At 65.0% G+C, this 13020-nt stretch carries 7 protein-coding genes; 5 read left to right on the top strand and 2 right to left on the bottom strand.

Features of this window, described 5'->3' with window-relative positions; translation table 11 throughout:
- Positions 1–167 precede the first annotated feature (167 nt).
- On the top strand, positions 168–638 hold the full coding sequence (locus tag NF4_RS25300) for a Het-E N-terminal domain-containing protein (RefSeq protein ID WP_157120578.1): 471 nt from the start codon (positions 168–170) through the stop codon (positions 636–638).
- A 53-nt stretch (positions 639–691) separates the two neighbouring features.
- Positions 692–3130 carry a tetratricopeptide repeat protein gene (locus NF4_RS25295; RefSeq protein ID WP_084533449.1) on the top strand — a complete coding sequence of 813 codons (2439 nt, stop codon included), beginning with the start codon at positions 692–694 and terminating at the stop codon, positions 3128–3130.
- Positions 3131–3265: 135 nt separating this feature from the next.
- Here NF4_RS25295 and NF4_RS25290 read toward each other — a convergent pair whose 3' ends face one another.
- On the bottom strand, positions 3266–4585 hold the full coding sequence (locus NF4_RS25290) for a hypothetical protein (RefSeq protein WP_063129877.1): 1320 nt from the start codon (positions 4583–4585) through the stop codon (positions 3266–3268).
- Between the two features lie 2 nt (positions 4586–4587).
- Complete coding sequence (locus NF4_RS25285; protein ID WP_063129876.1) at positions 4588–7425, bottom strand: ATP-binding protein; 2838 nt, start codon at positions 7423–7425, stop codon at positions 4588–4590.
- Between the two features lie 470 nt (positions 7426–7895).
- Here NF4_RS25285 and NF4_RS25280 point away from each other — a divergent pair, with 470 nt between their 5' ends.
- From NF4_RS25280 to NF4_RS25270, 3 genes are all read left to right on the top strand, one after another.
- Entirely contained in the window at positions 7896–8990 is a 1095-nt protein-coding gene (locus tag NF4_RS25280) for a cytochrome P450 family protein (protein WP_198165476.1), read from the top strand.
- 62 nt (positions 8991–9052) lie between these two features.
- Positions 9053–10303 carry a cytochrome P450 family protein gene (locus NF4_RS25275; protein WP_063129874.1) on the top strand — a complete coding sequence of 417 codons (1251 nt, stop codon included), beginning with the start codon at positions 9053–9055 and terminating at the stop codon, positions 10301–10303.
- A 73-nt stretch (positions 10304–10376) separates the two neighbouring features.
- Positions 10377–12431: a hypothetical protein gene (locus NF4_RS25270; RefSeq protein ID WP_157120576.1), complete on the top strand. Its 2055-nt coding sequence runs from the start codon at positions 10377–10379 to the stop codon at positions 12429–12431.
- Positions 12432–13020: the final 589 nt, after the last annotated feature.

Genomic DNA, 13020 nt, shown 5'->3' with positions numbered 1-13020 from the left:
TGATCTCCGCCACCGCCACTGTCGAGAGAAACAGCTCCAGGAGACAGGCGATGCGAGCCGGGCCCAGCCATGTGGGACCCGCACTTTTGGCAGGGGGGTTTCGGCTAGATTGGACGGGTGGCTGCCGGTTGATGGCGGTGGAGGGGAGATTCGGCAGGATGGATCCGGTGACGTTGATCGCGGCTGCGGTGGCGGCGGGCGCGGCGGTAGGAGTGACCGATGTGGCCACACGCGCGGTGACGGATGCCTATCAGGGGCTGAAGGGCCTGTTGATACGTCGATACGAGGTAGTTGAGGCGGAGGTCATCGGCGTGGAGCGTGACCCGCAAGAGCCGCTACGGCGCCAGCTGCTGGCCAATGAACTCGGCAGGGCTGGCGCCAGTGAAGATCTTGAGGTGCGTAGCGCGGCAGAGGAACTGTTGCGATTAATCGAAGAGCAGGCCCCCGAAGTTGCAGTAGCAGCGGGAGTGAAGCTCACGCGGGTGGATGCAGACGGAGAGATCGAGATCAGTGACATCACCGCGGCTGGCGGTCGTGGTGTGGATGCCACCGATATCAAGGCCGGTGGTTCCATCAGAATAAGTGGGGTCCGGGTCGGGAGGACCGACGGTCAGGACCCTTCGCCGGCGCGCAGGTAACCCCCAACCCGGGCGCCGTATCTCTACAGCAGGGGGCCTCGGTCAGTGCGCCGATGTTCGACCTCGACCGGGTACAGGCTGGTCGCGATGTCCAATTCTTCGTTCACCCGCACGCGATGGTGCCCGCGGTGACAGATCGTGCAGTGGTCGGTTCAGTGCCGCGCGAACCTGATCATTTCGTACGCCGCGAGCAGCTCACCGACCTGAACGACGGGTTGGTCCAGGGCCCGGTAGTGGTGGTGACCGGGATGCGTGGCGCGGGCAAGACTCAACTGGCCGCCGCCTACGCTCGCCACTTTCTTGACGACGAGGGCGGGCTGGTTGGGTGGGTGAACGCCGAAACTGCCGACACGCTGAATGCCGGGTTAGCTGAAATTGCTGACCACTTGGGCCTCACAGCGCCCGGCCAAGATACTCTGCGGTCTGCCCGGCGGTTGTGTAATTACCTCAACAACAGCTCCGACCGATGCCTGCTGGTGTTCGACAATGCCAGCGATCCCGAGCCGCTACGATCAGTGCTGCCCAGCCGCGGCGGTGCGCGGGTGGTGATCACCACCACCAACCACGCCATGGCCCGGCTAGCCGACGTCGCCGTCGACGTCGGTACCGGCTACACGCCTCATCAGTCTTTGGCCTACCTGCACGAGGCCACAGGCATCACCGAAGGCACCGGGGATGTCCAAGAGCTCGCTGAGGAGCTGGGCTGCTTACCTCTGGCATTGGCAGCGGCTGCGGCGGCGATTACCGCCGCGCGACCACCGCTGGCGTATGGGACATACCTGAAGCGACTGCGGGCACAGCCTCTGCCGCGAGCGCTACGCCGTCGAGACGGAGCAGATCACCCGTTGGGGGTAGATCAAGCGATCTTGTTATCCGTCCAGGCCGCCGAAGAGACCACTGACGATCCGGAACTGGACACCGTCGTGCGTTGGCTGTTGGGGTTGTTCGCCGTGCTATCCCCTTCCGGGGTGCGCCGGGAAATGCTCCGCCACCCCGACTCGGTACTGGACGGGCTGGTCGATGAGGCAATCGACCGCTGTACTCAGCACTCGTTGCTGAGCTGGTCCACCGAGGCCGACAGGTTGATTGCGCACCGGCTCACCGCTCGTGTGCTGCTTGAACGGTCTCGTGACGCTGCCACCACGGATGATCTTCTCGCTCAGGCACTCGCCGTGCTGCAACCCCAACTTTTCAATCGGAGGCAGTCGTGGGCACGTCGAGTTGAAGGTGTTGACCTTGTGGACCAGGTCGAGGCGATCTGGTCCCATGGCCTAATTGACCGAACGGAACCCAATCTCCGCGACCGCGCGATAGCTGTCCGCTTGTGGGCCGCAGACCATTTGATTGAGACTGCAAGCTTGAACCGGTCGATCACTATCGCCGAGCGACTTCTCCGATACTGTGAGCAGGCCCAAGGCGCCGACCACCCCGACACTCTCACGACCCGCAATACCCTCGCTTACGCGTGTTACTCGGCAGAGCACACAGATCGGTCGATTATGCTGCTGGAAGGGTTGCTTCCTGATCGGGAGCGTATTTTGGGCCCTGAGCATCCCGACACTCTCGCTACTCTCGGTATCCTTGCGTCGGCTTATCGCGCGGCAGGTCGGGTGGAGGAGTCGATTGCGCTGTTGGAGGGGTTGCTTCCAAAACAGGAGCATATTTTGGGGCCTGAACGCCCTGAGACGCTCACCACCCGCCAAACCCTCGCTTACGCTTACCATTTAGCAGGTCGGGTCGATGAGTCGATCTCCCTCTATAAGGGGTTGTTCTCAGACCGGGAGCGGATTCTGGGCCCGGGCCACCCCGATACCTTGACCTCCCGCCACAATCTTGCATACGCATATCGCGCGGCGGGTCGATATGACGAGTCGATCACCCTCTACGAGGAGTTGATCCCTGATCGGGTGCGGATCCTGGGCACAGAGCACCCTTCCACCTTGCTCACCCGCAACAGCCTGGCGTATGCCTACCATTTGGCTGGTCGGGTCGATGAGTCGATTTTCTTGTATGAGGAGTTGCTCTCGGATCGGGTGCGGATTCTGGGCGCAGAGCATCCTCAGACTCTCACCACTCGAAACCGCCTTGCCGACGCATATCGGTCGGCGGGGCGCATAACCGAGTCGATCACCCTTTTGGAGGGATTACTTCCCGACCAAGAGCGGATTCTGGGTATCAAGCACCTTCGCACCCTAACCACCCGAAATAGCCTTGCCGATGCGTATTGCAGAGGAGGCCGGGTAGCTGAGTCGATTGCGCTGCTGGAGGGGTTGCTTCCGGAGCGGGAAAACATTTTGGGTTCGGAGCACCCAGACACCTTGACCACCCGAAACAGTCTCGCTGATGCATATCGCGCGGCCGAGCGGATCAGCGAGGCGGTTACCTTGTACGAGCAGCTACTGCCTCCACTAGAGCGGATACTGGGCCGTGACGCTCCCCGCGTCCGCCGAATACAGGAATTGCTGGAAGGTCTACGTACTCAGAACAGTTGAGGTGGGCTTGTGCGCGCTGCAACCGCCGCCTCGCGGTCGTATCCAATCGCTTCGGCCTCACGCGATTCATGGTTGACAACGAGCGGCTCCTACCGATCAGCAGCCTGACTGAGGAACTGGTCCGCGCCCGCTGAGCTAATCGGTTTCCGGGGTGCCGTGGAGGTCGATTTCTCTGGCCGATTTCAGGTAGTGGTTGCGGGTGTCGGGGGTGCTCAGTGCGAGCGTGCCGTTGAGCCAGGCGCGGTCTCCGCGGATGGGTTTGTCTGGGTTGAGGGGACGTGCCAGGGGCCGGGCCGCGGTTCCAGTGGGGTCGCTATCGTACGGGTATTTCCCCCAAGCGGTGGCTTCCTGGGTAGTTGGGCGGCGCCAGAATGTGATCATGAGCTGGTGGATCATCGGCCGGAGATCATCGGCTGGAACTTCGGCCAATTCGTCGGCGACGGCGTAGACAGTGGATCGGTAAGTGCGAAGTCCCCACGCCTCGGCCGCGGGGTTGCCTGCCGACTGCAGTACGGGTTCGACACCGCCAGAGGGAGTTCGCTGGTAGCCCGTGACAATGCCGTGGTCGCCCATACAGAAGGTTTCGACCACGAACGGTGCATCGGGGACCCGCAGAGCCATACCTTGGCCGGTGCCGGTGTTGTACATGTAGGCGCTGACGAGGCCGGGGTGGACTCCGCCGCTCGGGCGCGGCTCATGGCCCCAGAACAGCACATGCGGTTGGTCGGATTCGGTGGCATTGCAGGCGGTGAGCAAGGCGGTGATCATTCGGCCGGTCCAGCCGGCATCGACGAGCCCGGTGCGGGAATCGGTCAGGTCGTGGTCGGCGGCATAGGCGATGAGTAGGTCGCGGGTGTGCGTGATCCGCGTGGCAGCGGCCTCGGTGACTTGGGGGAGGGTGAGGAACCGGCGCATCGCGTCGGCGTGGGTCGGGTGGTCGGCGCGTGCGTCAGGGTCGAGGGAGACTCCCGCGGAGTGCAGCAGTGGGGTGTAGTTGTCGGTGGACAGGCCCAATCGTGCGCAGAGGTCGCTGGCGTTGGATTTGACGAAACTGTTGAACAGCCAGGATTCCTGGTCGAGGTGCTGGGGGTCGGTGGCGGCCAGACTCCAGGTCATCCGGCTGCTGTAGACGTACTCCAAGTCGAGGTCTACGCCGGCGAGCGGGGCGAGTCGGCGGGCGAGTTCGTAGAAGATCTGGCCGTCGCGGGACAGGAATCGTAATCGGGCGAGCCCGCGCTGGTGGGCTTCGTGCAGCATCCAGAAGGTGGCGCCGATGAGGGCGGGGGCGGCGACTCCGGCGGCGACGTCACGGATGGCCTGTTCGTGTTCGGTGTCGGCCGGTATCGCGGTGCGGGCGGTGCGGGCGGCGGTGTGAAGCAGTGCTGCGGCGTCATCGGGGTGGTGGGAGTGGTCGAGCATGATTTGCTCGTAGCGGGTGCGGGTCGGCTCGGGCATCGTCACCATTCTCGCAACACGAGTTGTAACCGGTGTCCGGTGATACCGAGCCCCTGGCAGGTGGCATGCGCAGCGTGCATCTCGGGGGTCGGATCTGTGCCCTGTGCTTCGGCGAGGGTTGCCTGGCCGGCCTGAACGCGGGCGATCCACAGGTGGTCGTGGAGTTCGGCGAATATCTTGTGGGCGGAGGCCAATGCGGTGGTTGCGGCGGTCAGTTCGCCGGCGTCGCGGTGTATGAGGGCGATCTGGCGTAGTGTGCGGGCTTCGCCGGGGCGGTCACCGATGGCGGTGAATGTGTCCAGGGCGGTCTTGGCGCCGTGGATGGCGTCGTCCCACCGTTGGTTCCGGCGGTCGAGGTCGGCGAGACTGAGGTGGGTTCGGGCGACCCATCGCTGGTCACTCAGAGATCGGAAAATGGCGTGGGCCTTTGCGAGGTCGGTGGAGGCTGCCAGGTAATCCTGCGCGAGGCGGTAGGCGTCTCCGCGATTACGTAGTGTCACGGCGATACCGCGTCGGTCGGAGAGCTTGGCGAACCGGGTGAGGCATTCGGCGAACAGGGGCAGAGCGCGGGCGATGTTGTCTTCGTTGCGGTGGATGACGGCAATGTGGCGCTGGGTGCGAGCTAGCCAACGCTGGTCGTCGAACTCGTGAAAGATGGGCAGGGCCGTTTCGAATGTCTGTAGTGCTTGATCGTTGTGCCAGCGGTCGCGATGCACGAGGCCGTAGCGGACGCGAGCGCGTGCTTCCTCGAGTCGGTCTGCGACGCTGCGGTATATCGCCAGGGTCGTATCGAAATGCCGTCGTGCATCGCCCCAGCGGGACAGTCCGCGGCTGGCGTCGGCGATTCCGTTGTGGATTCCGGCCGCGATTCGTGTGTCGCTGCCTGAATCGGCGAGGTCGAGTGCGGTGGAGAAATGGGTGATGGCTTCGTGTAGTCGGCCTTGGTATCGGAATGTGTCACCGAGGAGGCGCAGGGTAGCGGCCCATTCCGACCGTGCGTCGAGGTCTTGGAAAATGGCTGCGGCGCGGCCGAGCTTGTCGACGGCATCGTCGTAGCGGCCGAGTTCGCGGTATAAGGCCCCGAGACTGCGGAGAATGGCGGCCTCGGCGCGGTGGTTGCCCGCCTTTTGCGCTGCGTGCAACGCCAGCTCGTGGGTACGGTCCCAGGTCTGCCAGTCGGCGCGCCAATCGAACATCGGGGGAAGGGCTTCTGTCAGTCGGAACGTGGAATCCCACAGCTCGAGTTCATGGGCGAGCTCAACGGCGGCGAGAAGATTCGACCGCTCGGCGGTGAACCAGCTTCGTGGGTCCACCCGGGCGATGTGGGCGGGAGTATGCCCGGAAAAGACGTCACGTGGCAGCTCGTTCGCGTCGGGGTGCAGTTGGGCCGCAGCGACGTGTACGCACTGCAGGTACCGATCGACCAGACGTGCCGCAGCGGCACGACGGTCATCCGCGCTGCCCTGCGAGGTTGCCTGTTCCCGGGCGAAGTCGCGCATCAGGTCGTGCAGCCGGTACCGGACGGTTCCGTTCACATCGGTGCCGGCAAGCTCTACGAGCTGCGCATCGACCAGCTGCTCCAGCCGTGTCTCGGCTTCGGCGAGATCGATATCGAGTAGGGCTGCGACATTCCAGGCAGGAAAAGTGGCGGCTGTCAGCGACAACAGTCCGAATGTCTCTCGCTCGGCCGTGTTCCGGCCGTGGTAGCTGAGGTCGAACGAAGCACGAACCTCGAGATCGCCGGCTTTGAGTACATCCAGGCGGCGACTCTTATCGGCCAGGCGGTCGGCAAACCATGCCACCGTCCATCCTGGCCGTGACACCAGTCGCGCACCCGCGATACGAAGTGCCAGCGGCAGATAGCCACACAACCGGGCGATATCGGCAACCGCGCGCGGCTCTGCTCCGGCGCGATGGGGACCGATCAGACGGGTGAGCAGAGCGATTGCTCGATCGTTCGGTAGGACACCGAGGTTCAGTGTGTGAGAGCCGGACAGCGCGGCCAGCGGCGAGCGGCTCGTAACCAGGACCGCGCATGTGGGTGAACCAGGAAGCAGTGGGCGCAGCTGGTTCTCGGCGGCAGCGTTGTCCAGCACGACAAGTACCCGGCGGCCAGCGAGCTGGGCGCGGAACAACCGTGCCCGTTCGTCCAGATCCTCCGGTATTTCGCTCCCGTTCAGACCGAGAGCACGCAGGAATCCGGACAGCACCTCTCCCGGGGAGAGTGGTTGCGATTCCACGCCGCGGAGATTCACATAGAGCTGGCCATCGGCGAAGACGTCGGCCAGCGTGTGCGCGACGTGCGTGGCCAGGGCGGTCTTCCCGATTCCCCCGGGCCCCACGATCGTAGCGATCGGCACCGCCCGGCCCGGAGTTCCGGCCAGCTGCGATACCAGAACCGATACTTGCTCGTCACGGCCGGTGAAATCGTGAGTGTCAGGAGGCAACTGCATCAACTGAGGAACGCGCAGAGACGGGGACGTCGTAGGCGCGGGACCGACAGCGCGCGGCCGGGGAGAAGATTCTGACAGTTCCCCATGTTGCTCGGCGACCGAAACCGCCGCTGCGGATAGTGAACGTTCGGTGGGCACCTCGCTATCGGAGGCGAACAGCTCGGTGGCGGTGTGTCCGGGCAGCATCTTTTCCAGGACCCGGCAGTGATGGGGGTAGGGGAGTCCTTTCACATCGCCGGAGAGCCAGCGGTGGAACTGTGATCGCCGCGGGGCCGATCCGACGAGGTCGGGGTCGATGCTGGCGGCGATCTTGTCGTATTCGCGGCAGAACGCCGTGTGTGTTTGTAGGTGCTGTTGCTGCAGCACGGTTTTGAGGCGTGTTGCCATCGCCGTTTCCCCTTTTGCCCCTTCAGACCTTTCGGTTCCCTGCGTCTGCTGGCTCTGCTCATCGTAGAGGGATGTAGAGGGGACATCACGGGCACAAGAAGTTTCAGATGGGCATTACGTGGGTGTGGAGATGCGACACCGTGTCCCGGCAGGGTCGATTCCAGCCGACAAGCGGCCGGTAGTAGCGACGGTGAGCTGATTCAAGAGCTCAAGCGAAGTGTCGCTGGACTGCGCCGGACCACCCGATCTTCCGGTCGTATGCGGCAATGCCGCCACGCGCACCGACCCCCGTTTGGAGTGTTGTGACCATGCCATTTGCCCGTCCATCGGGTGCCCCGCCAGCCGACCCTGCAGTTGTTCAGGGGTCACCGGTTGCACCGGACGACCGCGCTGTACCGCTGTACACGGCTGAGTTCGCTGCGGATCCGGCCCGGTTATTCCGGGAGTGGCGGGCGGAGTTCGGGTCGCTGGTGCCGGTGGAGCTGGCGCCTGGTGTACCGGCGACGTTGGTGATGGGGCATGAGGACGCCCTGCACGTTCTTCAGAGCCCGGAGAGGTTTCCGGCCACTTCTGCGGAGTGGCAGAAGAAGGTGCCCGTCGAGTGCCCGGTCCGGCCCCTGCTGGCGTCGGGGCAGACTCCCGCGCGGACCTCCGGTGTCGAACATTCCCGGTTACGGGGTGCGCATATGGCGGCGCTGGGCCGCGTGGACCAGCACGCGGTGCAGGCGGAAGTGGAACGGGACGCGGTCGCGCTGATCAACGAGTTCTGGCATCGCGGCGAGGCGGAGCTGCGTGGGCAGTTCGCAGCCCCGCTGGTCCTGGCCGCGGTCAATCGGCTGGTCGGTCTCCCGGAGGAAATGGCGGACGAGGTGGCACGAGTGGTCCCCGCACTGGCCGAGGCAGGGGATGCGGTTGCGGCGGTGGCCGGGCGTCGAACGCTGGAATCGTTGTTGGGCGAGGCAGTGCTATGGAAGACCACCGCCCCGGGCGCGGATGTGATGTCGTGGCTGCTGGCCGACGACGACCCAGGATGGTCGGAGTCCGAGGTCGTCGCGCAGCTCATTCTGATCTATGAGATGGCTGTCGAGCCCACCATCGGCCTGATCACGAACGCGATCGCGTCGATACTGACCGATGACCGGATGGACGCCGCGCTGGGCGGCAGCATGTCCACACGGGACGTGCTGGATGCGGTGTTGTTCGACAATCCGCCCTTGGCGCAATGGTGTGTGCGCTACCCGCAGGTCCCGCAGCTGATCGGCAACGTGTGGCTGCCCGCGCACCGGCCGGTCGTGATCGGACTCGCAGCGTCTCACCGCGACCCGGCCATCGCCCGCGGTGACCGGCGCGGCAACCGGTCGCATATCGCGTTCGGCGCCGGGGCACATGCCTGCCTGGCCAGCGATCTCGCACTGTTGATCGCCACGGTCGCGATCGACCAGCTCATGGACGCGGTGCCGGATATGGAGCTCGCTGGGGAGCTGGTGTGGCGACCGAGCCCGTTTCATCGGTCGCCGACCGCGGTGCCGGTGCGGTTCGAACCTGCCCGGTCCCGGCCGTACTGACCTGCTGCCCCGCTGCTTCGCCTTTCGTCTTGATGCCCGTTTTGTGAGGACACCGAAAAATCATGGTCACCCAGCAATCCCGAGCCGGCAGCCGTTCGATCGAAAGCCTCGGCCCGAAGACCAAGCTCTATACTCCCGCCTTCGCTATCGCCCCCTACGCCGCCTACGAGCGCATGCGCCAAGGCGGACGAACCCTGGCCCCGGTCGAACTCGCCCCGAATGTCCCGGCAACCCTGGTTATCGGCTACCACACCGCGGTGCGGGTCCTCAATGACCCCGACCGGTTCCCGGCCGATCCACGGACATGGGAGAAATCCCTTCCGGATGATCATCCGCTGCTGCCGATGCTGGGCTGGCGGCCCAACGCGCTGCGGACCGCGGGCAAGGAGCACACCGGCCACCGGGATGCGCTCCAGACCGCATTGTCGGTAGTCGATCTGCACGCGGTGCGGGAACGCACGATCCGGATCGCCGCCTCACTGATCAACAAGTTCTGCCAGGCCGGGAAGGTCGAACTGATCGAGCATTTCATCACCCCGCTGGTGTTCACGGTGCTCAACGAGACCGTCGGCTGCCCACCCGGGATCGGCGAACGGCTGCGTGTGGCGATCGCGGCCATGTTCGAAGGCGTCGACACCGAGCACGTGAACGCCGAGGTCGCGTCTGCTCTGTTCGAGTTGATCGAACTCAAACGCCGCACCCCCGCCGCCGATATCGCCTCCTGGCTGGTCCACCGGTGCCCGAACCTCACCGATGAGCAGCGGATGCATCAGCTGGTCACGATCTACTCCGCGGGGATCGAACCGGTGCGCAATCTGATCGCGAACACGGTACGGCGGATGCTGACCGCTGTCCGCTATCGGCACGACAACGCTCACTTCACGCCCCCGGTGCGTGATGCGGTCGAAGAAACCCTCGCCGACGATCCGCCGATGGCCAACCTCTGCAACAGCTACCCGCGCCAGCCGGTTCTGGTCGATCGAGTGTGGCTGCCAGCGGATCAGCCGGTGCTGGTGAGCATGGCCGCCTGCAACACCGACCCCGCGATCGTCGGTAACCGGGGCTGGACCGACAACCGCGCGCATCTGGCCTACGGCAGCGGCCCGCATGCCTGCCCGGATATGGCGCGGGAGATGTCCAAACAGATCGCGATCGAGGCCATCGGATACTTCTTCGACGCCTTCCCCGAAGCCGAACTTGCCGATGAGATCGGGTGGCGGCCCGGCCCGTTCCACCGTGCACCGGCGGCCGTGCCCGTCGCGTTCCCACCCACACCGCCACTGATCATTCCGCCAGCGCCCGCCCTCCGATGACACCCCGGGTGTGCCGGTCCACCGACCTTCGCACCCGTTATCTCCTGATCCCGCACTCGGGAAAGAGGACGCCATGATCGACTCGACACGAAAAGAGTTGCCCGCCATGACCACCATCGCTTCCGCCCCGATCACTGCTCTGGGATATCAGGGCGACGACCCGACCGTCGCCGCGGTGCGGGACTCGATCTACGGCCCGCACCTGGAAACCCACCGCAAGGCACGGGAGATCATCCTCGGCCTCGGCGATGTCCCGCAGGACCATATGTCGGCAGGCCAGGAGGCCGGGCTTGCTCCGGATCTGCTGCGGGGGATGCTGGCCGCTGTGGGCATGCCAGCACAAGATATCGCCGCCGATGTTCACCTGCGAGGCGCGCTGTGCGATGCGGCGCATATCGGAGCTCATCATCTGCATGCGGTGTGGACCGGGAACTTCGACCTCGTGATCTGGTCACTGCTCGTGTTGGGTAACGGCAGCGAGTATCAGCGGCAGTGCTTGGCCGAGTTGAATATCGGTGCCGCGCTCGGCGTGCTGGCGTTGACCGAGGCGGCCGGCACCAACGGCGCCAACCAGAACACCGAAGCCCGCTGGGATGCCGAGGCAGGTGGCTTCCGGTTGACCACTCCGTATATCGGCGCGATCAAGCTCATGCCGAATGTAGCCGACCCGACGGTGCCCAAGATCGTCGTGGTCACCGCACGACTGCTCGAATACGACCCTGAACTGGGCGCAGACCGCGAGCAGGGAGTGCTGGCGTTCGTGGTCCGACTGCGTACCGAAGAAGCGGGGCTGGCCGAGGGCGTCGAGGTGGTGGCGCTGTCGGCGAAACTGGGTGCGGCGATGGATCATGGCGCGATCCGCTTCAACGGCACCTTGGTACCCGCGGATGCGTTGCTCGCCGGTGAGTGGGGTCGGGTCGGGGAAGACGGCCGTTTCCTGTCCGACATCGAGATCCGCCAGCGATTCCACCACACGATCAGGCCACTCCAAGGCGGCCGCCTGGACCTGGCGACCTCAAGCCAGGCCGCCGCTCTCGCCACGGTCGCCGCGATGGTGAGCTACAAGGCTCAGCGACCGCACGGTGACAGCGATGACGTGCTCCGCGACCTCGCCACCGTGGCAGCGCACGCGTACGCGGGCTCGGTGCTGGGCCGGATGGTCCGGGATATGGCCGCCCGGTCCGAGGACCTGCCCGCGTTGTGGTTCATGGTGGTCAAACCCACTCTGATTGCGGGGGCGGAGCAGATTCTGCTGACCTGCCGCCGCCTGGCCGGAGCCCAAGGCCATTTGCGGGTCAATTACATCTCGGACTCGCTGGCCAACCAAGCCGGCGCCGGTACCGCTGAAGGCGACAATCGGGTCCTGCTGCTCGCCGCCGGGCGAGCAGGCCGTACCCTGAGCGTGCTGACCTTGGACGGCACCCCGAAAACCCGACCGTGGTGGCTGGAGTTGATCACCCAGCGGGAAGAGATCCTGGGCCAGGACCTGTATTCGGCGCTCGGCGCCGCACAATTCGAGCCGGAGGGGCTTGCGCTGGGCCGGGATTCGGCTGGAGTCGATCTCGCCCGGACGACCGGTGTGCGACTGATGGTCACCGCCGCTTTCATCGCCGCGAACGCGATGACCGACCCGAAGGCCGCTCGCTTGGCTCGCTTGGCTGCCGCGGTCGTGGCCCTGGAGTATCTCTATGACCACAGCGGCTGGTACAACGCCCGCAACCTGCAAACCCCGCAACAAGCTCAACAAGTTCTCACCGAACTGCGAGAACACCGCCTCGCCCTGGCCGGCCAGCTGCCCGTGTTCGTGGCGGGCTTCGATATCCCCGTGTTGCCCGGCGCCCCGATCTTCGCGCCCGATTACCTGGAATCGATCGCGGACTGGACCGGCTGGCCCGCCGACAGTTTCCCGCGGGCAGCGATGAATCCGGCTGCGGGGGGCGTCAGTTCGGCGGCGCGGGACTTGTGGCGGTTACGTCACAGTGACTGCGCTAATGGTGATGTCGGGTTCGGGTCGCTGGGGGAGGCACTGTTCGTGTGCAGCGAGCACGGCGGGCACGGGCCACTGTGCCGGCAGTGGCTGGCGTCGGACGCCTATGTCGCCGGGTGCAGAAACGACGACTACGAATAGCAACCGCTTCTCCTCTTGGAGGTTTCTGTGTCATCCCCTCAGCTCTCGCTACCGCGGGCCGAGTCGTCCTCTGTCCTGTCGTCCCATCCAGTTCGCATCGGCCGGAGCGGTCGGCCTGAGACTCGCGTTCGGGAATGATTCTGAATTCGCTGGCCATGCACCAACTCCTGCGCCACCCCTACCCGATCCTGTCCGAACCTGCCGTCTACACCCATGACCCGAACCCCGGTACCCGGACGCGGGGGCTTCCACGCCCCGAGACTCCGGTACCGACCCTTCCTGATAGTGAAAGAAGCGACCCGTGACGATCGCACGCCTTATCCAGCCTTGTTCCTGCGGTTGTGGCTATCGTCGCCGCGCTGAGGGGTGCGTGCCGTGAAGCCCAGGGTTTCAGGGCACGCTTTCGGTTCCTGCCTCCGCGGACCGTCCTGCGGTGCGTATTCACCGCCTGGGTTCTCGGCTCTGCTCGTGCCGACCGCGGTGGTGGCGACCGGACCGTGCGGGACGGGACCAGGGACCTCGATGAGTGCCTGACCTCTTCGAATGGGCGGTCGTGCATAGAACGCTCCCTAGACGCCGACAGCCCACT

The sequence above is a fragment of the Nocardia fusca NBRC 14340 genome (assembly GCF_001618425.1).
GTDB classification, from domain to species: Bacteria; Actinomycetota; Actinomycetes; order Mycobacteriales; family Mycobacteriaceae; genus Nocardia; species Nocardia fusca.
Note: the sequence above shows the minus strand (reverse complement) of the source record. Positions and strands in the feature narration are given on the sequence as shown.